The organism is Bradyrhizobium sp. AZCC 1721 (genome assembly GCF_036924715.1).
Classification (GTDB): domain Bacteria; phylum Pseudomonadota; class Alphaproteobacteria; order Rhizobiales; family Xanthobacteraceae; genus Bradyrhizobium.
Map to the genome: position 1 here is coordinate 3,285,137 of NZ_JAZHSB010000001.1, position 22,548 is coordinate 3,307,684.

The window sequence follows — 22,548 nt, forward strand, 5'->3', positions numbered from 1 at the left end:
ACGCACGTTTCAGACCCTTCCCCAAAAATCGATCAACGGACGCAGGAGCCGATCCATCGGTGCCTCGATCTTACGTGCACTGTCAGAAGGGGATATCTGTGCATAAGAGAACTGTGCAGGGGTCTGATGGGCCAAAAGACTTTGGCTCCATTCCGACTCCCATTGGCAGCGATGACGTCCTCAACGCACGGCGGTGGAAGCCCATTTTGGGCAACTACAGCACCCCAACTCGGCTGCGGAGCCTGACCGAGTTGGCGATCACGGCTTTGCCGCTCGTCATGCTGTGGACCGCGGCCTGGTTCACGTTCTCCCTTGGCTATGCCTGGGCTTCATTGCTTATCGCGTTTCCGGCCGCTGGCTTTCTCTTGCGCCTGTTCATGATCCAACACGACTGCGGTCATGGCACCTTTTTTGCCGGCCGCCTGGCGAATGACTGGGTCGGCCGCGTCATTGGCGTGCTCACGCTCACGCCTTACGACTATTGGCGCCGCACACATGCGATTCATCATGCCACCACCGGCAACATCGATCGCCGCGGCATCGGCGACGTCGATACGCTGACCGTGCGCGAATACCGGGCCCTTTCCTGGTGGGGTCGTCTGAAGTACCGTCTTTATCGCCACCCGATGATCATGTTCGGGCTCGGACCGGCCTATCTGTTTCTTTTGCAACAGAGGATTCCGGTCGGCCTCATGCGCAATGGTTGGCAGCCTTGGGCCAGTACAATGGCAACCAATCTCGCGATTGCCGTCATCGTCGCTGCGCTCACATGGTTTATCGGGATCAAGGCGTTCCTGCTCGTGCATCTTCCGATTACGCTGCTGGCCGCCACGGCCGGCGTATGGCTGTTCTACGTGCAGCATCAGTTTGAGCACACGTCGTGGGAGCGCGACGAGAGCTGGAACCTGCATCAAGCCGCTCTGTACGGCAGCTCACATTACGAACTGCCGGCGCTGCTGCGCTGGTTCACAGCCAACATCGGTATTCACCACGTGCATCACCTCTCCAGTCGGATTCCCTATTACCGGCTGCCGCACGTGCTGCGTGACCACCCGGAGCTGCGCGATGTCGGCCACATAACGCTCCTGGAGAGCTTTCGGTGTGTGCGACTTGTATTGTGGGACGAGGCGCAGCGCCGCTTGGTGTCGTTCCGGGAAATCAGAGCCCGGGACTTTTAGGCATTACGGTGACCGTGGAGGCCCAGCTCGCCCGCGCGGCGCGGCGCGTTTCAGCAGATCGGCGATGTGTGCCTTGAGGCGTGGCAGCGCGAAGTCCAGGAAGGCGCGCAACTTGACCGGCATGAACCGATTGGGCGGATAGACGAGGCTGACGGGTATCGGCGGCGGCTCGAAATCCTGCAGCAGCAGCGCAAGCTCTCCGGTTTTGACTGATTCTGCCACTTGATAGGAGAACACCGTTGCGATGCCCATGCCGCAACGCGCGGCATCGCACGTCGATTCAAGATGGTTCAGCACCAGCCGCGACCGCACCGGCACGACGTAATCGGTCTGGTCTTTCTTGAACGTCCATTCGGCTGGTGACTGCAACGGCACGAAACTGATGCAGTCGTGCTTGGAGAGATCGTCAAGGGATCTCGGCATCCCGCGCGATTTCCGGATCAAGCATATCAGGCCGCCCGCGCCGTGTTCGAGGAGCGAGAACTCGTGGACCTCACGATCGCGATCGGCCTGATGAACGCCTACAACCGCATGGCAATCAGCTTTCGCAACACGCCGCAGGCGGCGCTCAGGAAGTAGGCATTAGGCATACCATGGCCGTGATCGTCCCGGGAAGTTTGCAAGGAGACGGCACGTCGCCTCTCGGCGAGGTGCCATGCTCTATTCCCGCTTTTTCCCGAAAGTGCTATCATTCAATGATCGTTGTACTCGCAAGGGATGTCGGTTGGCTTTGTTCACCCCGGGGAGGTGACGTCGTGGCTAAATTGGATGACCGCACGATTGCAAACATGGAAGTTGCGCTGGAAAAAGCCTGCCGCCGTTTTCCCAACGGCGGCGATCATGAAAGCCGCAAGTACGTCGCCCGAAAGCTGATGCAGAGTGCAGAGGAGGGAAATACCACCTTGGGCGGACTGGACGTTGTCGCGCACCGGGCGGTTCAGGAACTGTCGAAGCCAAAGTCGGCATAACGGTCGCATGCCTCAGTTCTTCAGCACGATACGTCCGACGACCTTGCCGGCGCGCAGCTCGTCGATCCATTTCTGGACGTCGGCCATCGGCTCTTCCTTCATCGGCGTCGGCTTGATCTTGCCGGCGCGGGCGAGTGCCATCAATTCCTTGGCCTCGGCGAGGGTGCCGACCATGAAACCTTCGATGGTCATGCGCTTGTAGACCCACTGCACCATCGGCAGGCTGAAATTGCCGCCCATCAAGCCGGACACCACGATCTTGCCGCCGCGCGCGACCGTCGCAACGGCGAACGCCATCGATTTCTCATTGCCTGCAAAATCGACGACGCCGTCGAAGCCGCCTTCGGTTTCTTTCAGGATGCGCCTTATGACCTCGGGCTCGGCCGGATCGTAGGCAACCGCTGCGCCGTTCTGCAGCGCGGTCTCGCGCGCGGCAGGAGATAGGTCAGCGACCGTGATGTTCTGCTTGAACATCGCCTGCGCGAATGAAAGGCCCATCATGCCGACGCCGCCGAGGCCGATCAGCAAGAGGTTGCGCTGCCGCGGACGGTCGACCAGCCGCTTCAGCGCGCCATAGGCGGTGACGCCCGAGCACATCAGCGTCGCCGCCTGGTTGACCGGCAGCGGATCGTAATCCAGCAGATATTTGGCGTCAGGCACCAGCACGTGAGTGGCAAAGCCGCCATCGATGGAGACGCCGAGGAAGCGCTGCTTGACGCAGAGGTTTTCGTCGCCATTGGCGCAGTCGCGGCATTGGCCGCAGCCGATCCAGGGGAATACCGCCTGCTTCTTTCCGATCAGGTCTTTCGACACATCGGGACCGACTTCATCGACGACGCCGGCAATCTCGTGCCCGAGCGTGAACGGCAGCGTCATGCCGCGCGTGGTGTCGAGCCGTTTGCCGCCGCCAAGATCGGCATAACCGTCCTGGATGTGCAGGTCGGAATGGCAGAGCCCGCAGCGCTCGATGCGGACGAGGACTTCGCTGCCTTTCGGCTTCGGCGTGTCGACGATGGTTTCGCACAACGGCGCATCGAACTTGACCAGCGACTGGCGACGCATCAGCGCCATGGCATCATCTCCTCGAGCAGTTTCTTCAGGGCGTTTATGTTTTTATGCTTCGTATATCGGTCAATTCGCGGGCCATGGCAACAAAGCCGGAGATTGGAATGGTTTCGGCGCGCCTGGTCGAGTCGATATGCGCGGCTTCAGCCAGTCGGGCCGGGTCGACCGAGAGCGATTTGAGGCTCTGCCGCAGCATTTTGCGGCGCTGGCCGAAGGCCGCGGCCGCCACCTGTTCGAGAGCCCGGCGGTCACACGGCTCGGGTGCCTCACGCGGCACCAGCCGCACCACCGAGGAGGTCACTTTCGGTTGCGGCACGAACGCGGCGGGGGAAATGTCGAACAGGATTTTGGTCTCCGAGCGCCAGTTGGCGAGCACCGCGAGCCGGCCGTAGGCCTCGTCATTCTCTCTTGCGACGATCCGCTCGGCGACCTCGCGCTGAAACATCAGCACCATCATGTCGTACCAGGGCGGCCATGGCTCGATCGAGAGCCAGTCCACCAGAAGCGCGGTTGCGATGTTGTAGGGCAGGTTGGCGACGATTTTTGCCCGCTCGCCGCCCAGCATCGGACGGGGATCGAAGCGCTGCGCGTCGGTGTGAACGATCTCAAGCCGGCCAGGATAGCGCTTGGCGATGTAATCGAGCGGAGCCAGCGCGCGCTCGTCGCGCTCCACCGCGATGACGCGTTTGGCGCCGAGCGCCAGCAGCGCGCGCGTCAGGCCGCCTGGGCCGGGGCCGACCTCGATAATGGTGGCGCCTTCGAGCGGGCCGGCGGCGCGTGCAATCCGCGCGGTGAGGTTGAGGTCGAGCAGAAAATTCTGGCCGAGCGATTTGCGGGCCGACAGGGAATGTTCGCGGATGACCTCGCGCAGCGGCGGCAGATCGTCGATCGCGCTCATGCAGGTTTGGTTGCCGCCATGCGCGCGGCGAGCCGCAGCGCCGCGGCGAGACTCGACGGATTGGCCTTGCCGGTGCCGGCAATGTCGAAGGCGGTGCCGTGGTCCGGCGAGGTGCGGATGAACGGCAATCCGAGCGTGACGTTGACGGCGTCGTCGAACGCAATCGTCTTGATCGGGATCAGCGCCTGGTCGTGATACATGCAGATCGCGCAGTCATAGGTCTTGCGCGCCGCGGCGTGGAACATGGTGTCCGCCGGCAGCGGGCCCCGGGCATCGATGCCTTCCTTGCGCAGGATTTCGACCGCGGGTGCTACGATGTCGATGTCTTCGTTGCCGAGCGAGCCGTCTTCGCCGGCATGCGGATTGAGGCCCGATATCGCAAGCCGCGGCTGGGCAAGGCCGAAATGAGCTTTCAGATCCGCAACCGCAATCCGGGCCGTCGTGACGATCAGCTCGGCCGAGAGCTGGTCCAGCGCCTCGCGCAGCGAAAGATGGATGGTCACGGGAACGACGGCGAGCGCCGGCGACCACAGCATCATCACCGGCTGCGGCACGCGTCCGCCATCGGCGGCAAGCTCGGCGAGATACTCGGTGTGGCCGGGATGGCGGAACCCGGCTCGGTAGAGCACGCTCTTGGCGATCGGGTTGGTGACGACGGCGCCGGCGCGTCCGGCCCTGACATGGTCGACCGCATGGCGAATCGAGGCAAGCGCCGCGCTTGCGCTGGTCTGGTCTGGCTGTCCGGGGCGCGCGGTTGCGATTTCGCCGGTTGCGACCACCGGCAGGGCTCGCGCAAATGCCGCGCTCGTGTCCTCGGGCACGGCGTCGACGAGGTCGATCGACAATCCCAGGATTTTCGCCCGCTCGGCGAAGAACGCGCGATCGCCGAGCAGATAGAATGGCGGGAGATCCAGCTCACCGCGCCGCCGCCACGCTTCAAGGGCGATGTCGGGGCCGATGCCCGCAGGTTCGCCCGATGTCAGCGCGAGGGGCTTTGCCATGCATCAACGATATTCGATCATCGCGGCTTTGCGGATGTCGGCCAGGTAAGCCTTCGACTTTGCCTCGTACTTCTGCGTGTACATCTTTTCCCGGATTTCCCGCTTCTTCGGCGTATCGATCTTGGTCGGCTTGCGGTCGCACAACGCTACCATCTCCACGCCCTGTTTGGTGATTTCGGGCGGGGTCAGGCGACCGACCGGCGTCTTGTCCAGAAGCTCGCGAAGCGGGCCGGGTATGTCGGCCGAAGTCTTGGTGACGATGCCGCGGATCGCGGCATTCTGCATCGACTTGAAGTAGGAGTTGGCCTGCTCGCAGCTCTGCACGCGCTCGCGCAAGGACTCCGCCTCCTTGCGCCGCAAGTCGATCGCGCTTTGCGCCGAACCGCGCGGCACGATCAGCACGATCGGCTGCAGCCTGTATTCGAACGCGTCGGCCTGGGTCGCTTCGCCGCTTTGCTGGGCGGCGTCGGCAACGTCCTTCTCGCCGACCTGGAGGCTCTCCTTGAAACGGCCGCGCACCAGGCTGCCCCAGACCATCTCGGCCTTGAGGCGGGCTTTGAGCGTTTCCGGCCGGACCCCCTGGCTCTCCAGGGACTTGGTGAGCTGTTCGGGCGAGATACGCATCCGCTGGCTCATCCCGGCAAAGGCCTGGTCGATATCGCTCGCCGAAGGGTCGACGCCGAACCGCTTGGCTTCCTTGATCTTCACCTTTTCGTCGATCAGTTCCTCGATCACCTCCTTGCGCGGCATCTGCTTTCGCGTGGTCAGGAAGTTGAGCTTGGTGCGCTGCTCTATATCGAGAGTGGTGATGGGCTCACCGTTCACCATCACCGCCACGGACTGCGCTTGCAGCGGTGAAGCGCCGCCGGCCAGAACGGCAAGCGCAACGGCGCCGCCGGCGATCAGGGACCAAAATCGGCGAGGAAGGAGCGTAATGGTCGTCATGGTCATATCAGTCGTATCAACCAATTCGTACCGCGCGGCGCTGGGTATTCTCCGGCAAGGTCGGGCCTCACGCTACTGAAGGCCGCTGGTGCCGGACGACGAGGACGAATTCGCAATGGTCCGTAGGCCGATCTGCACCATGAAAGCGTGATTGAGCACCGGCGGCGTCGTCCCGGCGGAGTAGGTATAGGACGTGACGTAGTTAGCGGCCAGCACGAAGCAATCGTCCACATAGCCGGCGCCGATGATGTACTGGTTCAGCTTGTTGGCTTCAAGATCCCAGCGAGCGGCTCCCGAAACGACCCAGTTCGACGCCACCTTGATGGATGCGCTGCCGAGCAGGCCTTCGCGCCGGGTCAGGTAGCCGAGTTCCGGCTGGGCGGCATAGTTGCCGTACATCATGCTGACCGACCAGCGGTCGAACGAGGCACGTCCTTCGGCTTCGAAGCGATTGACGTTCATCGTCGCTTCATCCATGCGCGAGCGCACGCTGAACGTATAGGTCCGGTTCGGCGAATAGTTGACGCGGGCGACGTAGTCGGAGCGGGTGTTCTGCAAGCCGGATTCGAGGCCGGTATTGGTCGGGTCCGCCACCGCAAACGAGTTCAGGCCGAACAACTGGTAGGATTGGCCGAACAGCACATTGACGCTGCCGCCGCGATCGAACTGCGTGGTCGCCTGCACGCCGACATTGGCGCGGCCGCCGCCCTCGACGCGGTCGTAGCCGGAGAACTTGTCGATCGCGAACAGGTTGCTGGCGTCGAACACCATGCTCTGCGCGTCTTCGTTCGGCAGCCGGCCGGCGAAGGTCTCGTTCGGACGCGCGATGATCTGCGCAATCGGCTCGATCGTGGTGGTGCCCCAGGGCTGAACGTTGATGAAGGGGTAGCGATATTCGAGGCCGACCGTCGGCATCAGGCGGACCGCCTGCGTGTCGCCGACGGGCAGGAAGTTCGAAACGCCCGGCTGGTTCGAGATCGAGGCGTCGATGGCATCGGCGCGCATGATCGCAAACGGCGTCCAGATCTGACCGATCGGATCGGTGTACGAGCGCCGCCACTGCGCTTCGGCCGTCAGCCGCGTGTAGGTGCCGGGCATGCCGCGCAGCAGGCACTGCGAGGGAATCCGGGCCAGCGGATCGGCCGATGCGGTAAGGCACAAGCCGTTGGTGTTGGCCAGCGTCGTGATCGGGTCAAACGCCGCGGTCGTGCGCGACAGGCTGGTGAAGTTCGTCTTGTAGCTAACCTCACCGCCAAGGATCGGGTGGTTGATCACGTTGGAATAGTCGATGACCGGATGGATCACCGGCACCTTGTCCTGGTTGCCGGAGAAGGAGAGGTAATGGATCGTGCGCGCATCGAAGAAGCTGCGATTGCCGACACCGGTCAGATAGAGCTGCGAAATCGCTTCTGTCGGCAGGGTCAGGAACGAGCCCAGCGGATCCCTGTATTGGGCCAGCCGGTAATCCGAGAAGAAGAAGTAGTCCGATAGCAGGACGCCGTCCCAACCCCAGACCCATTTGTCGTTGATGGCGAACTGGCCCTTGGTGTCGACGCCGCCGCGGAAGTCGCGATCTCCGGGCTGACCGGCGAACGCGCCGGGATCGAGCTGATTGATGCCGTAGCCGCGGATCTGGTACGAGCCGTTGATCAGCCGCTGGCGGAATTCACCCTGGAACAGCACGCCTTGCCGCGTCGTGAAGCGCGGATTGAACGTCGCGTCATAGTCCGGCGCAATCGCCCAGTAGAACGGGGTCTCCACCGCGTAGCCATAGGTCGAGTTTGAGCTGTAGGCGGGCATCAGGAAGCCCGTCTTGCGCTTGACGGTCGGATCGGGCGTCGAAAAATACGGCAGATACGCCATCGGCACGCCGAAGAATTCGAGCTGCGCGTTCTCGAAGTACAGCATCTTGTCGGTCTGGTCGTGGATGATGCGCGCACCCTTGACCTGCCATAGCGGCGGCTTCTTCGGATTGTCCTTGCACGGCGCGCAGGCGGTATAGACGCCGTTTTCGAACACCGTGTAATTGCCGGCAGAACGGTCGGCGCGCGTCGCCGCCATGCGTGTATCGTCAGCCGTATCGACGCGCAGCGAATCGACGAAACCGTCACGGTAGTCGTCGCTCAGATCCATGATGTTGGCGTAGGTGACTTTGCCTTCCGCATCCGTCAGGCGGATGTTGCCTTCTGCATGCAGCCGCTTGGTCTTCTGGTCGTAGATGACCTTGTCGGCCTCCACGCTGGTGCCGTTGTAGAACATCTGCACGTTGCCGACCGCCGACACGCGCTGGTTGTTGTAGTCGTAATCCACCTCGACGGCTTGCACGAGCATCTTGCCGTCGTTGTTGACAGGGCGCGGCGGCGGCTTGGGTGGACGCGGATTGTAAGTGAAGGTTTGCGCCGCGGCGGGAGCCGTCAGGGCAAACTCGATCGTGCCGCCGAAAACCAGTCCGGCGAGCAAGGCAAACATAGGTACGCCAACGGCGGCCAAGCGGGCTCGATAGCGGCGCACGGTGGTGCGCCGCCTGAACGCAGGCGACCTCAACTGGCGGGCGGCGACAACGGCCACTACCCGTCCTCCTGGTACAGCAAGGCTAAGAAGCCGGTGAGGCCGCCCACACAGACAGGCAACCACGCCGCAGCGATGGGATGCATCAACTCAGCCTTGCTCAAATCCTCAGTAACTTTCGATAGAACGTAGAGCAGAAACCCTGCGCCCACGCCACTTAAAACCATCTTTTGCACGCCGCCCATCCGGAAGAAGCGAAGGCTGACGGAAGCCGCCAACATCACCATTGCAGCCAGCAAAAATGGCTGTGCGATGAGCTTATGGTACTGCAGACGGTAGCCTGCAGTCGCGAAGCCGGAGCTTTCGGAAGAGCGGATATAGCCGGGCAGTTGCCAAAAAGACACGGTTTCGGGGGTGGAGAAACTGTTGCGAACCTGGGCCGGTGTCAGGGTGGTTGAGAGGTAATAGCTCTCCTGATCAACCGGAGGTTTATCCAGGGAGTATCGGCGTACCGATTTGAAGGCCCAGCGGCCCTCTTCGAGGGAGGCTTCGCGCGCTTCGATTCGTTCCTTGAACTGGAGATCGGTATCGAATCGGAACACGGTCAGCCCCGTCAGCCGGACACCCTGCTGCTCGCTGCGGGCCGCATTGATGATCGACTGGCCGTCGTTGTTGATCTGGTTGAGCCAGAAGCCGGATGCATCCTGAATGCCGCCGCCGGGCGCCGAGCCGAACAGTTCGGCCTCCATCCGCTTGGACAGTTCGCGCAGGTTCGCCGACATCGGGTTGTAGGCAACCGTCGCCAGGGTGCCGAGAATGATCGAGCTTGCCAGCGCCGGCGAAATGAACTGCCAGGCGGATACGCCGGCCGCACGCGCCACCACCAGCTCCAACCGCCGCGACAGCGCGAGATAGCAGGTCATCGCGCCGATCAGGACGCAGAACGGCATCAGCTTTTCGAGCAGTTGCGGCACCCGGTACAACGACGTCTGCGCCACCGTGATCGCCGATGCCGATACCAGCCCGGAGGTCTTGCGGACCATTTCGATGTAATCGACCAGCACGAGCAGCACGAAAATGCTCGCGAACACGCCCACCGCAGAGATCAGGAAGCGGCCGGCAAAATATCGCCCGAGCGTGTTGGTCATCATGCTCATGCGGTGGCGGGCCGTCCAAAGAGCCGAGCGAGGCGTGCGTTCGACCTGTTGATGGCCTCCATCAGCGCGGCCGGCGGCTCCACCACGATGCCGCCGATGATCATCCACAGCCCGACGCCGATCGCGCCGAACAGCATCGAATACTGCACGAGAGCCATGCTTGGCGTCTTCACCGTCATTACCGAGCAGGCGAATCCCGCCATGCGCAGGCCAAACACCGCCACGATGGAGCCGCCGATCGAAAAATTGCGGCTCTGGCGCGTGGTGCGCGGCGTGCCGAGGAACGCAAAGGTCAGCACTGCGAAGGCGAAGGGATAGACCGGCGCCAGGAAACGGTCATGCAGCTCGGCGTGAAACTGTCCGGACAATTGCTTGAAAACCGGATCGTTCTCCGAGGGCGAGATCAGCTCCCAGAGATAGCGTTCGCGAATCCCAAGTGCGACGTCGCGGCCGCGATTAGAGAATTTCGACATGTCGAAAGCGTAACGAACGAACGCCACAAAGGCCGGATCGCGCTTTCCCGTCTCGAAACGTTCGAGATTGCCGTCTTCGAGCACCAGATAGGAGCCGTTCTCGTTCTTCAGCACCGTGCCGTGGTCGGCGATGATGGTGACACGCTCCTTGGGATCACGGCGGTCGTCGACGAAAATGCCGGCGAGCACGCCGCCCGGCTGGCGCTCGCGGATCCGAATCGTCAGGTTCTGGTCGAGCTGGGCGAAGCGGCCGGGCTGCAGGATATTCGTCAGCACGTCGGCCGTGATTTCGGCATCCCATTGCTTGATCCGGCGCATGCCGTCGGGCGCGAGGTAGGAGCCGATGAAGGCAACCATCGCCGCCACCACGCAGGTGGCATAGAAAAATGGGCGGAACAGCCGGAAAGGCGAGAAGCCGGCGGCGTTCATCACGATGATTTCAGAATCGGTGGCGAGCTTGTTCAGCGTGTGGGAGATCGCGATCATCAACGCGATCGGAGCGATGATCAAAACCAGCGCCGGGATCACCAGGCTGGTGATGCCGAGAAAGGTGATGATGGTCTGGCCCTGGCTGGTCATCAGGTCGATGCCGCGCAACGCCTGCGTAATCCAGATCACGCCGGTGAGGCTGACCAGGACCAGCGCAAACGACGCGAGCGTCGTGCGGAAAATGTACCTGTCGATCGACCCCATCGTTACCGCACGATCCCACCCTTGCACGCCCAAAGGGCAGCCTCCGACCAATCCCTGTTTGAGGGTTCCCCATTGGTCGGGCCGCCAGTCGTCAGCCGTCTACATTCTCACTACCATCCCTTTGATCCGTCAACAAAATGGCCGGGCCGTGGCGTCCCCTCGATACGGCTAAGAATTCATCTCATGTGGCGTTCCAGCCACTGTGGCGCTTGGCAGTGGCGCGGCAGACAGGCCATAGTGCCGAAAACATCAGGTCCTGAACGATTTGGGCCGTCACCGAAGAGAACATTCCATAATGCGGACCGATTCCGGCCGCGCAAGGCAGCCCTGAATTTTGGAGGATTTACCTATGTCCGACGCCGTCAAGGTCGGCTTTGTCGCTTTTTCCGCGCCCCCCCGCGCGGTTCTCGTGGTGTTTTGCGATGAGGCATTGAAGTTCGGCGAGGCGACCCGGAAGGCGCTGGGGAAGGCAGCCGATACGGTCAAGCGGGCGGCGGCGGCCAATCAGTTCAAGGGCAAGAGCGGATCGACGCTCGACATTCCGGCGCCGGATGGAATCAAGGCAGAGCGCCTGATCGTCGTTGGTGTCGGCAAGGCCGCCGATATCAAGGAGAAGGATTTTCTCAAGTTCGGCGGGGTGACGGCGGGCAAGCTCAACTCCGCCAGCACAGCGGTCACCGTGATCGCCGAACTGCCTGAGGGCGCGATGCAGCCCGATTCGGTCGCCGCGATCGCGTCGGGCATCCGGCTGCGCGCGTATAAGTTCGACCGTTACAAAACCAAGAAGAAGGACGGCGAGAATGGCGCGCTGCGCGCCGACGTTTCGATTGCCGTTGACGATGTCGCTGCCGCGCGAAAGGCGCTTGCGCCCGCGTCCCATGTCGTCGACGGCGTGATCATTGCGCGCGAACTCGTCAACGAGCCGCCGAACGTACTCTACCCCGTGGAATTCGCGCGCCGCGCGAGCCAGCTCAAGAAGCTTGGTGTCGATGTCGAGGTGCTCGACGTCAAGGCGATGAAGAAGCTCGGCATGGGCGCCTTGCTCGGCGTCGCACAGGGCTCGACCCAGCCCGGCCGCACCGTGATCATGCGCTGGAACGGCGGCAAGAAGGGCGATCAGCCCGTTGCTTTCGTCGGCAAGGGCGTCTGCTTCGATACCGGCGGCATCTCTATCAAGGGCGCCGCCAGCATGGAGGACATGAAGGGCGACATGGGAGGCGCGGCCTGCGTGGTCGGGCTGATGCATGCGCTCGCGGCGCGCAAAGCGAAGGTCAACGCGGTCGGCGCCATCGGCCTGGTCGAGAACATGCCCGACGGCAACGCCCAGCGTCCCGGCGATATCGTCACCTCGATGTCGGGGCAGACCATCGAAATCATCAACACTGATGCCGAAGGCCGACTCGTGCTGGCCGACGTGCTCTGGCACGTGGCGAAGAAGTTCAAACCCAAATTCATGGTCGATCTCGCAACGCTCACCGGCGCGATCATGGTCGCGCTCGGAACCGAGTATTCCGGCATGTTCTCCAACAATGACGAGTTGGCGGAACGGCTGAGCAAGATCGGAAATGAAACCGGCGAGCGCGTCTGGCGCATGCCGCTCGGTCCTGAATACGACAAGCTGATCGATTCGCAGTTTGCCGACATGAAGAATACCGGCGGACGCCACGGCGGCTCGATCACCGCCGCACAGTTCCTGCAGCGATTCGTCGACAACACGCCGTGGGCGCATCTCGACGTTGCGGGAACCGCGATGGGCGCGCCGAAAACCGACATCAACCACAGTTGGGGATCCGGCTACGGCGTGCGCCTGCTGGACCGGCTGATCGCGGAATATTACGAAGCCACGAAATAGTTCGGTTGCAGGCGATGACGGAAGTCCTGTTCTACCATTTGCAGGCCATGTCGCTCGAAAGCGTATTGCCGCCGCTGTTGGAAAAATCGCTCGAGCGCGGCTGGCGCGTGGTCGTGCAATCGACTTCGCCGGAGCGCACCGAGGCGCTCGATGCGCATTTGTGGACCTACAGCGACGATTCGTTCCTGCCGCATGCCACATGGCGCGCCGGCGATGCCCAGGATCAGCCCATCATTCTCTCGATCGAGGAGAGCAATCCGAATGGGGCCAATGTCAGGTTCCTGATCGACAACGCGGCGTTGCCGGCCGACTGCGATAAATACGAGCGGGTGGTGCTGATCTTCAACGGTGACGATGCCGACGCGCTGACGGCCGCGCGCGGGGCCTGGGCCGATTGCAAGACGCGGGGATTCGAGGTGACCTACTGGCAGGCCGACGAGCGGGGCCGGTGGCAGCGGCGGCAATAGCGATCCACAGGAATTAATGATAATCAGCGGTTTCTGCGCCGGACCTTGCGGGCAGCCATGGTCGTGCCGCAAAGTGATGGTCGGACAAATGGTTACAGTAAGGGTGGGGGCCTGGGGTTTAGCGTGCGACGCGGAACAATCGATCGAAAGCCACTGCTGACGTTGTTGCTGCTCGGGCCTGCGCTGGCGGGCTGCGCGGGTGGGGCGGACCTGCTGTCGAAGGATGCGGACTGGTTTCAGCGCTCCGGACGCGTGTTCATTCGCAACGTCTCGATCGAGACGCCGCCGCTCACCCCGACCAAAGCGGTCACGCCGGATGAACTCGTCAGTGCCGACGGCGCTTGTCCCGGCATGGCGGGGCCAGGCACCGACGCCAATGCGCTGGCGAATGGCGCTGCAGGTAACCCGCCTCCATCGACGACGGGAACGGTGGCGCTCGGCCATACCGAATGCGACGTCGTGCGCGGCATCGGTGCCCCCGACAATGTCAGCCTTTCCAATAACCCGCGCGGCGACCGCGTGGCGGTCGTCAACTATTCGCGCGGCCAGCGGGCCGGCATCTACACCTTCACGGCCGGACGTCTGACGTCGATCGAGCGTGCACCGGAGGCAGTGGCGCCGGCCAAGGGCGCAAAGCCGAAGAAGAAGCCGGCGGCGACGTAGGCTCTGCGCGCCTCGCGCGCCTCGCGTTAACTTACTTCCGCTTTCGGCGGCATAGCGGACGGGCCGGACTTGCCATTGGTTCGCCTCGATCGCGAATGACCCCAAGGCGGACATGGCGCAGTTGTGCGTGGAGATAGGATATCCGCTTCTTCTCTGCCCTGCTGATTGCGCCGTGAACTCCTAATCTCAATCAGATCGTACCCCAGCATCTCTGGCGCGGCGATATGCTGGCTCCGGATCGCCGGGGCGCCTCGTCGCAAGCGCCGATAATCGCTCGAGAGCCCTCTCGCGAATGAGCGCTGAGGCAGATTGCGACAGCAACTTCTCGACTGCCTCGGATGTTCCAATATCGTGCAGCGCCCAGATGCACTTGCCTGCCAAGGCCTCGCTGTCGTTGTAAGCGAGATAGTCATGCTTGCGCAGTGCCGACCGGTACAGACAGTCGACAGTGGACGGCACCCGGATATCTTGGAGCGCTTCGGCGATATCTTCATGACTGTGGTGCCAATCTTCCTCCATCAGTCTGCAAAGGAGAGGAGCCCATTTTCGCGAGAGACCAAAACGGAATCCAAGGACCAATGCACATTCCACGCTCTCCGCCGATCTTTCTGAGAAAGCCTGCTCGAGCTCGATACGAACGATGTCGGGCGTGGTTCGCGGATTGACGCCGAACTGCGCGATGAATGAGTCCTCCGAGAGGGCTCCTTGCACCAGAGCGAAAATAAGTCGACTCTTCGCGTTGTCCATCTCCGGTTCCACTTCATCGCGCACGATGCCCGGCAGGCCAAAATCCGTCACCCAGGGGCGTCACGGCCTTGAGACGCGCCGCTAACCTACACTATCGCCGCACTCTAAACCCAGGGCGGGCGATGGCCATCGTCTAGCCCGCCGCTTGGTCAAATTCCGAACTGGCTTCCAGCCAATCTTCCTCGGCCCGCCGCAGCGCGCTTTCGGCACCGGCGCGCGCCTTGCTGAGCTGGGCGGCCTGCTTGGGATCGCGGCGTGAACAGATCCGGCAAGGCAAGCGCAGTGTCGATCTTGGCGATGATGCCGCTGATGCGCTCGATTTCGGCCTCGGCTTCGACGATCCGCTGCTTCAGCGGTGATCGCCTTTCGCTCCTGGCGCGCTCGGGCTTCACGCTTTCCTTGACACGCTCGCTGCTGCGCTCGCGCTTATCCCCGATCGACAACACCATTCGCCTGTAATCGTCGAGGTCGCCGTCGTAGGTCGTTACCGTCTTGTCGGCGACGACCCACAATTGATCGGCGCAGGCTTCGATCAAATAGCGGTCGTGCGAGACCATGATGACGGCGCCGGGGAAATCGTTGATCGCCTCCGCCAGTGCCGCGCGGCTGTCGATGTCGAGGTGGTTGGTCGGCTCGTCGAGGATGATCATGTTCGGGCCGAAGAAAGTGGCGAGCCCGAGCAGCAGCCGCGCTTTCTCGCCGCCCGACAGGCTCTTGACCAGGGTATCGCCGGCTTTGCCGGAAAATCCGATCGCGCCGGTGCGCCCGCGCACCTTGGTTTCCGGCGCATCGGGCATCAGCCTGCGGACGTGATCGTAGGGCGAGGCATCGAGATTGAGCTCGTCGACCTGATGCTGCGCGAAATAGCCCACCGAGAGCTTTTCCGCCCGTGTGATCCGGCCGGAGAAGGGTTGGAGCTTGCCTGCCAAAAGCTTGACCAGCGTCGACTTGCCGTTGCCGTTGGAGCCGAGCAGGGCGATACGGTCGTCGGTGTCGACGCGCAGCGTGACGCGGTTGAGCACCGGCTTTTTCGGGTCGTAGCCGACCGAGACGTCGTCGACGGCGATGATCGGCGGCGACAGCATCTTCTCCGGCGTCGGGAACGTGATTTCACGCACATCCTGGGTCACCAGCGCGGTAACCGGCTTCATTCGTTCCAGCATCTTGACGCGGGATTGCGCCTGTCGGGCTTTCGAGGCTTTTGCCTTGAAGCGATCGACGAAGGCCTGCAGCCGCTTGCGCTCGTCGGCCTGGCGCTTGGCGTGCTTGGCGTCCAGCATCTCGCGCATGGCGCGCTGTTCTTCGAAGGAGGAATAGGTCCCCTTGTAGAGGGTCAGCTTGCCGCGATCGAGGTGCAGGATCTGGTCGACCGAGGTGTCGAGCAGGTCACGGTCGTGGCTGATGACGATGACGGTGCGTGGATAGTTCGCAAGATGGTCTTCCAGCCACAGCGTGCCTTCGAGGTCGAGATAGTTGGTCGGCTCGTCCAGCAGCAGCAAATCCGGCGCCGAAAACAGCGTTGCCGCCAGCGCCACCCGCATGCGCCAGCCCCCGGAGAATTCCGAGCACGGCCGCGCCTGGTCCGCGGCGGAAAATCCGAGGCCGCTCAGGATTGCCGCGGCGCGCGCCGGCGCGGAGTGCGCGTCGATGTCGACCAGCCGGGTCTGGATTTCGGCGATGCGATGCGGATCGGTGGCGGTTTCGGCCTCACGGAGCAGCGCATCACGCTCCAGATCGGCCTTCAGTACGACATTGATGAGACTCTCCGGGCCGTCCGGCGCCTCCTGCGCCAGGCTGCCGACGCGCCAGCGCGGCGGTAGCGTAATGCCGCCGGATTCCGTCGGCAGGTCACCCCGGATCGCGTGAAACAGCGTCGATTTGCCGACGCCGTTGCGGCCGACGAAGCCGACGCGAGCACCCGGCACGATCTGCACCGTGCTGTCGTCGATCAGGAGCCGCCCGGCAATCCGGATCGAAATGTCTGTGATGGAAAGCATGCGGCGTTGTCACCGGAGCCGGTGCCAAACGCAACTCATTTATCGGTAAAATCAGCTACCCAGCGGTCCTCAATGCAACTCGTTGTCGCGGCGGCGCAACTCGTCGACGAGTTCTCGTAGACGCGGTGGCAGTTCAGTTTCGGGGCGCAAATTTTGCTGAAGCCGTTCGCCGATGGCGTCGCAGATCGATACGCAGGTCTTGTGATCGAGTTGTTCGAAATCTCTGATGATTCGGCCATCCATCGGCGGTGTCTCTTCTTCGCGAGTTCCACCTCGCGGGTTCGCAAGGCTTGAGTGAAACAATGATGAAGGATCAAGTCACAACCGCGAAATTTGTTTCCCGTGCAGAGCCCCATGCGTTCGCGTGCAAGTGGTCGAATCGCGCTGTTCGCTTCCGCACAAAAAAAGCCCCGGCGGGCGGCCGGGGCGTCAGTCAGGGAGAAGCTCAAATCAGCTCAGTAGCAGCGGTTCACCAGCCGCCAGCGCGGGCCCCAGGGGGTCGGAACCAGACGCCGCACGTAACAGCCGCCATAGCCACCGAAATAGGCCGGGCCGCCGATGACGACGCGCGGGCCCCAGCCCCAGCCGTGATGGCGATGATGCCAGCCGTGATGGTGATGATGATGGTGCCAGCCGTGACGCCAGCCGTGGGCCGAAGCCGATGTCGGCGCCAGCGCAGCCGCGCCCAGCGAAGCCGCGGCCACTGCAACGAGCGAGAGTTTACGTAACATGATCGTCTCCTCAAGGTTCAGGCGCGAAAATGCGCGCCATCGGTGAGATCGCCTCCCGTGACGCCCCGGGCCTCGCGGATGCGCACCCGGTGTCCGATCGTCGGAAAGTTTACGGCTGCGAAGCTGAATGGCGGCGTGACGCAGGTTACAGAGTGGGTTCACCTCCCTGAAATTGCGGTAATCTTTGCCCCTGCGGGGTGACGTGCCGCACGAAAAGGCGCCCAAAATGGGGGGCAGGCGCGTCACAGGGTCGCTTGCCGTCGCGAGGTGGCGCCGATATAAGCCCCCGCAACTCTCCAAATCAGCGTGTTTTGCAAGGACGTAAACAATGGCGATTGAACGCACTTTCTCGATCATCAAGCCGGACGCGACCGCGCGCAATCTGACCGGCGCCGTCAACGCGTTGATCGAGAAGGCCGGCCTGCGGATCGTCGCCCAGAAGCGCATTCGCATGACCCGCGAACAGGCGGAAACTTTCTATGCCGTTCACAAGGCGCGTCCATTCTTCGGCGAGCTGGTCGACTTCATGACCTCCGGCCCGGTCGTCGTGCAGGTGCTGGAAGGCGAGGGCGCTATCGCCAAATACCGCGACGTCATGGGGGCCACCGATCCGTCGAAGGCGGCGGAAGGTACGATCCGCAAGGTCCACGCGAAGTCGATCGGCGAGAACTCGGTGCATGGTTCGGACGCGCCGGACACCGCCGCGATCGAGATCGCGCAGTTCTTTTCCGGTAACGAAATCGTCGGCTAATCGATTGGAAGAGCGGCCGCAATAGCCGCGCGCAACGGCTGAAGAGGCCTGGGGGGAAACGCTGTGAACTGGCTCTTGCAAATCTTCGATCCTGCGACGATCTCGGCATTCTTCACCCAGTTCCAGGCCGAGATGCAGCAACCCGCCTTCTGGGTCGCGCTCGGCAAGATCATGTGGATCAACATCCTGCTGTCGGGCGACAACGCGCTCGTCATCGCGATGGCCTGCCGCGGCCTGCCGCCGCGCCAGCGGTTCTGGGGCATGATCCTCGGCGCCGGCGTTGCCGTGCTGCTGCGCATCATCTTCACCGGCATCGTCGTGACGCTGATGGCGCTGCCGTACCTCAAGCTGGTCGGCGGACTGGCACTGCTCTTCATCGCGGCAAAGCTCCTGGTGCCGGAACACGAGGACGAGAGCGACACGGAAGCGGCTGCGCATCTGTGGGCAGCGGTGCAGATCGTTGCGATCGCCGACATCGTCATGAGCCTCGACAACGTCATCGCGGTCGCCGCGGCCGCCAATGGCAGCATCCCGCTGCTCGTCATCGGCCTTGCCATCAGCGTTCCCTTGATCGTCGCGGGTGCTGCGCTGATCATGGCGTTGCTGACGCGTCTTCCCGCGCTGGTGTGGGCCGGTGCAGGCTTGCTGGGCTGGGTCGCGGGTGAGGTGATGGCGACCGACCCGGCGCTGCAACCGTCTCTGCACGCATTCTTCAACGGTCCGGTCGGTGTCGGCCTCGATGGAATGCTCAAATCGCTCGGCATGGCGCCGCACTTCGCCAATGGCGGTCATGGCGGAGAGGTGATCCTTGGACTCATCGGCATCGCCGTGGTGCTGCTGGCAGGAGCGGTCTGGCGCAAGCGCAAGCTGCAGGGCGCGGAGCACTCGGCGACGGCGTAGGCAAGGGCCTTGCGATCTCGCGGCATGGATGGCGAGGTCGGCACGGTCATTGTATCAGATGAGAACGGAAGGCTGCCGGGTGCACGGTGCGCCCGCAGCCCGTAACCAGGCGGTCGCCATTGCGGTCGCGCCGGAACGCCCGGCATTCCCTGCGCAATGGTCCTGACGGACCGCCTTGATTTCATTGATAATTTTGAATCTGGCCCGATGCCGGGCGGGATGACGAGGGCTTCCGATTGCCTTTGCCGCCGCCTAATTCCATACAGCTTCACATGACCGAACCGTTATTGGGGCGCAGCCTCGATCGCCTTGAAGACGTGCGCTTCGTGCAGGGACGCGGGCGCTACGTCGCCGATCTCGCGTCGCCAGACGCGCTTCATGGCGTCGTCGTTCGCTCGCCGCACGCGCATGCACGCATCACCGCGATCGGCACCGAGGCGGCGCGCAGGACGCCCGGCGTCGTGGCTGTGCTCACAGGTGCCGAATTGGCATCCGACGATATCGGCCCGTTGCCGTGCGCGGTGACCAGCATCCCGATGACCACGCCGCTCGTGGTGCCGCCCTATCACGCGCTGGCGCGCGGCGTGGTGCGCCATGTCGGCGAGCCGGTCGCGTTTGTGGTTGCGGAAACCGTCGAAGCCGCGCGCGATGCTGCCGAGGCCGTCGTTGTCGACTATGAGCCGCTGCCGCCGGTGGTCGCGATCGCAGCGGCGATTCTGCCGGATGCCCCGTCGATCTGGCCGGAGGCTGTGGGCAACATCGCGTTCCAGTTCAACCGCGGCGAGATCGGTCCGGTGGAAGCGGCGATCCGCGGTGCCGCCCACGTCGTGGAATGCGAGTTGGTCAACAACCGCGTCGTCGCCGCGCCGTTGGAGACACGCGGTGCGATAGGGCGGTTCGATGCCGCGAGCGGCCGGCTGCACCTGACCGCCTCGGCCGCCGGCGCGCATGCGATCCGCGACCTGCTCGCCGACCGAGTCTTTCGCATCGGCAGAGAAAAACTTCGCGTCAACATTCCCGACGTCGGCGGCGGCTTCGGGATGAAGAACGTGCTCTATCCGGAGTGGGTGCTGGTGCTGTGGGCGGCGCGCCGCCTCGGCCGTCCCGTCACGTGGATCGGCGATCGCGGCGAGGATTTTACCGGCTCCGCGCATGGCCGCGACAGCATCGTTCGGGCCCGCCTGGCGCTCGATCGCGATGGCCGCTTCCTGGCGCTCGACACCAGGGTGTTCGCCAATCTCGGCGCCTATGTCTCGACGGTGGCGCCGGCCGTGCCGACCATGGCGATGGCAAGCGCGATGGGCGGCGTGTACGACATTCCGCTGATCGCATTCGAGACCAAGGGCGTGTTCACCAATACGACGCCGATCGATGCCTATCGCGGCGCCGGCAAGCCGGAGGCAAATTATCTGATCGAGCGCTGCATTGATATCGCGGCCCATCAGCTCGGGATGGATGCGCTGAAACTGCGGCGCAAGAACATCATGCGTCGCTTCCCTTACAGCAGCGCGATGGGACTTTCGGTCGAGCAGGGCAGCTTTGCCCACGCGATCGATCACGCCGCCACTGCCGCGGAGGGTTTTAAGGCGCGCCAGAGAAGATCACGCAAGCTGGGCCGGCTGCGCGGCCTCGGGCTTGCCTGCTTTCTCGAGACCGCGCGCGGCCAACCCAACGAAGTGGCGGAAGTGCAGTTCGGTGAGGGCGGCCTGATCGACCTGAAGGTCGGCACGCATTCCAACGGCCAGGGCCACGAGACCACCTACGCCCGGATCGCAGCCGACGCGCTCGGCCTTCCGCTGGAGCGCTTCCGGTTTCGGCAGGGCGATACGGACGATCTGGATAGTGGCGGCGGCCATGGCGGAGCGCGCTCTATGCACCAGGGCGGCACCGCGCTGTTGATGGCGGCGGAAGGCTTGATCGAGAATGCGCGGCGGCTTGCCGCGCGCCTGCTGCAGGCCGGCGTGGATGCGGTTCAGTATGAAGCAGGCATGTTGCGTGTGGCCGCGACCGGGCAGGAGATCAGCCTCGATGAGGTGGCGCGAGCTTCCTATCAGCTTGCCGGTGACGATGTCGCGCCCGGCCTGGCGCACAGGTCGACCCATCTGTGCGACCGCTACACGTTTCCCAACGGCTGCCATGTCGCGGAGGTCGAGATCGACCCCGAGACCGGCGAGGTGAGGCTCGATCGCTACGTCATCTTTGATGATTACGGCCGCCTGCTCGATCCCCGCCAGACGCTGGGGCAGGTGCATGGCGGCGTGGCGCAAGGCATCGGGCAGGCGTTGTTCGAGCACGCGCTGTTCGATGCGGAGACAGGACAGATTCTGTCGGGCTCGCTGATGGATTATGCGCTGCCGCGCGCAGGCGATCTTCCCGCGTTCGAGGGCGATCTCACGCTTGATTTTCCAAGCCGTGCCAACCGGCTCGGCGTCAAGGGAAGCGGTCAGGCCGGCGCCATTGCAGCACCTGCCACGATCATGAACGCCGTGATGAGCGCACTGGCACCGCTCGGCGTACGCCATCTCGACATGCCCGCGACGCCTTCGCGCATCTGGCGCGCGATCCAGGCGGCAGAAGCACGATCGCGTCAGCGCGCTGACACCGCGTCCGCCGATCAATAGTCCTGATCGTCCGTCCCTAATCACAGCAAGGTGACGAATGACTTGCTGGACGGGCTTGGGTGTTGCTTGAAATGCAGGTATTTACCTGCATATTATGTTCTTCATAGAGTGAGACCATGCAGGCCGACAAGGTTTTCAAAGCGCTGGGCGACCCGACACGCAGAAAGCTGCTTGATCTTCTCTGTGAGAAGAACGGGCAGACGCTTGGGCAGCTTTGCGAAAACTTGGACATGGCCCGGCAATCCGCCACGCAGCACCTCGAAATCCTGGAGGCGGCCAATCTGGTGAGCACGGTCAGGCGCGGCCGGGAGAAGCTGCACTTCATCAACCCGGTGCCGCTTCATGAGGTCTACGAGCGGTGGGTGCGGAAATTCGAACGACAGCGGCTCAGCCTGCTGCACGATCTGAAGAAAGAACTCGAAGGAGAATGACGATGACCAAAGAGACGACCAGCTTTGTCTACGTGACCTATGTTCGCTCGACGCCGGAGAAGGTGTTCGAGGCCATCACAAAGCCGGAGATCGCAAGGCGATACTGGGGCCACGAAAACGTCTCTGACTGGAATCCCGGATCGAAATGGGAGCACGTCCGCGCCAATGATCAACGGAGCGTCGAACTGGTCGGCAAGGTCGTCGAGGTCTCGCCACCAACCCGTCTTGTCATCACCTGGGCGAATGCGTCGCAGGCCTCCGATCCTTCCGCCTACAGCCGGGTGACGTTCGAGACCGAGGAATACGAGGACATGGTCCGGCTGACGGTCACACATGACGAACTCGTAGCCGGCAGCGGGATGGCGAACGGCATCAAGAAAGGTTGGCCGGTCGTGCTCGCCAGCCTGAAATCCTTGCTGGAAACCGGCCACGGCCTCGACGTCTTCGCCAAGCCGAAATCGGCCTGATCTCTTGCCGGTCAATCAGAAGCAGGAGAATGACC

The 22,548-nt window shown here is 63.1% G+C and carries 21 protein-coding genes and 2 pseudogenes; 11 read left to right on the plus strand and 12 right to left on the minus strand.

Annotated elements, in window-relative coordinates; all coding sequences use genetic code 11:
- Positions 1–149 precede the first annotated feature (149 nt).
- Positions 150–1,178 carry a fatty acid desaturase gene (locus V1273_RS15530; RefSeq protein WP_334369264.1) on the plus strand — a complete coding sequence of 343 codons (1,029 nt, stop codon included), beginning with the start codon at positions 150–152 and terminating at the stop codon, positions 1,176–1,178.
- A 3-nt stretch (positions 1,179–1,181) separates the two neighbouring features.
- Here the strand turns inward: V1273_RS15530 and V1273_RS15535 are convergent, their stop codons facing one another.
- Complete coding sequence (locus V1273_RS15535) at positions 1,182–1,601, minus strand: LysR substrate-binding domain-containing protein (RefSeq protein ID WP_334410140.1); 420 nt, start codon at positions 1,599–1,601, stop codon at positions 1,182–1,184.
- Positions 1,602–1,613: 12 nt separating this feature from the next.
- On the opposite strand from V1273_RS15535, the pseudogene V1273_RS15540 reads away from it, so the two are divergent.
- Together V1273_RS15540 and V1273_RS15545 are read left to right on the plus strand one after the other, a co-directional pair.
- Positions 1,614–1,757, plus strand: a pseudogene (locus tag V1273_RS15540) (carboxymuconolactone decarboxylase family protein); the annotation flags it as partial.
- Between the two features lie 176 nt (positions 1,758–1,933).
- Complete coding sequence (locus tag V1273_RS15545; RefSeq protein WP_065729736.1) at positions 1,934–2,146, plus strand: hypothetical protein; 213 nt, start codon at positions 1,934–1,936, stop codon at positions 2,144–2,146.
- Between the two features lie 12 nt (positions 2,147–2,158).
- Here V1273_RS15545 and V1273_RS15550 read toward each other — a convergent pair whose 3' ends face one another.
- The 7 genes from V1273_RS15550 to lptF all read right to left on the minus strand — a co-directional run bounded on the left by V1273_RS15550 (position 2,159) and on the right by lptF (position 10,886).
- Entirely contained in the window at positions 2,159–3,217 is a 1,059-nt protein-coding gene (locus tag V1273_RS15550) for an alcohol dehydrogenase (protein ID WP_334410141.1), read from the minus strand.
- A 34-nt stretch (positions 3,218–3,251) separates the two neighbouring features.
- The gene (gene rsmA / locus V1273_RS15555) at positions 3,252–4,109 is read right to left on the minus strand and encodes a 16S rRNA (adenine(1518)-N(6)/adenine(1519)-N(6))-dimethyltransferase RsmA (protein WP_334410142.1); all 858 of its coding nucleotides are present in this window, start codon (positions 4,107–4,109) and stop codon (positions 3,252–3,254) included.
- The gene (pdxA, locus tag V1273_RS15560) at positions 4,106–5,110 is read right to left on the minus strand and encodes a 4-hydroxythreonine-4-phosphate dehydrogenase PdxA (RefSeq protein WP_334410143.1); all 1,005 of its coding nucleotides are present in this window, start codon (positions 5,108–5,110) and stop codon (positions 4,106–4,108) included. The genes rsmA and pdxA overlap by 4 nt, the downstream gene beginning before the upstream one ends.
- 3 nt (positions 5,111–5,113) lie before the next feature.
- On the minus strand, positions 5,114–6,055 hold the full coding sequence (locus V1273_RS15565) for a SurA N-terminal domain-containing protein (protein ID WP_334368482.1): 942 nt from the start codon (positions 6,053–6,055) through the stop codon (positions 5,114–5,116).
- A 72-nt stretch (positions 6,056–6,127) separates the two neighbouring features.
- A complete protein-coding gene (locus tag V1273_RS15570) occupies positions 6,128–8,524 on the minus strand; it encodes an LPS-assembly protein LptD (RefSeq protein ID WP_334412216.1) in 2,397 nt (798 codons plus the stop codon).
- A 98-nt stretch (positions 8,525–8,622) separates the two neighbouring features.
- Complete coding sequence (gene lptG, locus V1273_RS15575) at positions 8,623–9,720, minus strand: LPS export ABC transporter permease LptG (protein ID WP_334368483.1); 1,098 nt, start codon at positions 9,718–9,720, stop codon at positions 8,623–8,625.
- Positions 9,717–10,886 (minus strand): LPS export ABC transporter permease LptF, encoded by a 1,170-nt coding sequence (gene lptF / locus V1273_RS15580; protein WP_334382454.1) that lies wholly within the window; start codon positions 10,884–10,886, stop codon positions 9,717–9,719. The genes lptG and lptF overlap by 4 nt, the downstream gene beginning before the upstream one ends.
- A gap of 349 nt (positions 10,887–11,235) precedes the next feature.
- Here lptF and V1273_RS15585 point away from each other — a divergent pair, with 349 nt between their 5' ends.
- The 3 genes from V1273_RS15585 (at position 11,236) to V1273_RS15595 (ending at position 13,868) form a co-directional block, all read left to right on the plus strand.
- Positions 11,236–12,738, plus strand: a complete 1,503-nt coding sequence (locus V1273_RS15585; protein WP_334410144.1) for a leucyl aminopeptidase — start codon at positions 11,236–11,238, stop codon at positions 12,736–12,738.
- A gap of 14 nt (positions 12,739–12,752) precedes the next feature.
- A complete protein-coding gene (locus tag V1273_RS15590) occupies positions 12,753–13,205 on the plus strand; it encodes a DNA polymerase III subunit chi (protein ID WP_334382452.1) in 453 nt (150 codons plus the stop codon).
- A 123-nt stretch (positions 13,206–13,328) separates the two neighbouring features.
- The gene (locus V1273_RS15595) at positions 13,329–13,868 is read left to right on the plus strand and encodes a hypothetical protein (RefSeq protein WP_334410145.1); all 540 of its coding nucleotides are present in this window, start codon (positions 13,329–13,331) and stop codon (positions 13,866–13,868) included.
- A gap of 186 nt (positions 13,869–14,054) precedes the next feature.
- On the opposite strand, the gene V1273_RS15600 is transcribed toward V1273_RS15595, so the two are convergent.
- The 4 genes and pseudogenes from V1273_RS15600 to V1273_RS15615 form a co-directional block, all read right to left on the minus strand.
- Positions 14,055–14,666: a hypothetical protein gene (locus V1273_RS15600; RefSeq protein ID WP_334410146.1), complete on the minus strand. Its 612-nt coding sequence runs from the start codon at positions 14,664–14,666 to the stop codon at positions 14,055–14,057.
- A gap of 82 nt (positions 14,667–14,748) precedes the next feature.
- A pseudogene (locus V1273_RS15605) lies at positions 14,749–16,612 on the minus strand (ABC-F family ATP-binding cassette domain-containing protein).
- Between the two features lie 69 nt (positions 16,613–16,681).
- Positions 16,682–16,855 (minus strand): hypothetical protein, encoded by a 174-nt coding sequence (locus tag V1273_RS15610; RefSeq protein ID WP_334368488.1) that lies wholly within the window; start codon positions 16,853–16,855, stop codon positions 16,682–16,684.
- A 212-nt stretch (positions 16,856–17,067) separates the two neighbouring features.
- Positions 17,068–17,343, minus strand: a complete 276-nt coding sequence (locus tag V1273_RS15615) for a sulfur globule protein precursor (protein WP_334368489.1) — start codon at positions 17,341–17,343, stop codon at positions 17,068–17,070.
- Positions 17,344–17,671: 328 nt separating this feature from the next.
- Between V1273_RS15615 and ndk the strand changes: the two genes are divergently transcribed.
- The 5 genes from ndk (at position 17,672) to V1273_RS15640 (ending at position 22,513) form a co-directional block, all read left to right on the plus strand.
- Complete coding sequence (ndk, locus tag V1273_RS15620) at positions 17,672–18,094, plus strand: nucleoside-diphosphate kinase (protein ID WP_334410147.1); 423 nt, start codon at positions 17,672–17,674, stop codon at positions 18,092–18,094.
- A 63-nt stretch (positions 18,095–18,157) separates the two neighbouring features.
- Positions 18,158–18,994, plus strand: coding sequence for a TerC family protein (locus V1273_RS15625; RefSeq protein WP_334410148.1), 837 nt, complete (start codon positions 18,158–18,160; stop codon positions 18,992–18,994).
- Between the two features lie 272 nt (positions 18,995–19,266).
- Positions 19,267–21,615 (plus strand): xanthine dehydrogenase family protein molybdopterin-binding subunit, encoded by a 2,349-nt coding sequence (locus tag V1273_RS15630; RefSeq protein ID WP_334410149.1) that lies wholly within the window; start codon positions 19,267–19,269, stop codon positions 21,613–21,615.
- A gap of 116 nt (positions 21,616–21,731) precedes the next feature.
- A complete protein-coding gene (locus V1273_RS15635; RefSeq protein WP_028346460.1) occupies positions 21,732–22,046 on the plus strand; it encodes an ArsR/SmtB family transcription factor in 315 nt (104 codons plus the stop codon).
- Positions 22,047–22,048: 2 nt separating this feature from the next.
- On the plus strand, positions 22,049–22,513 hold the full coding sequence (locus tag V1273_RS15640; protein WP_334410150.1) for an SRPBCC family protein: 465 nt from the start codon (positions 22,049–22,051) through the stop codon (positions 22,511–22,513).
- The last annotated feature ends 35 nt before the right edge of the window (positions 22,514–22,548 follow it).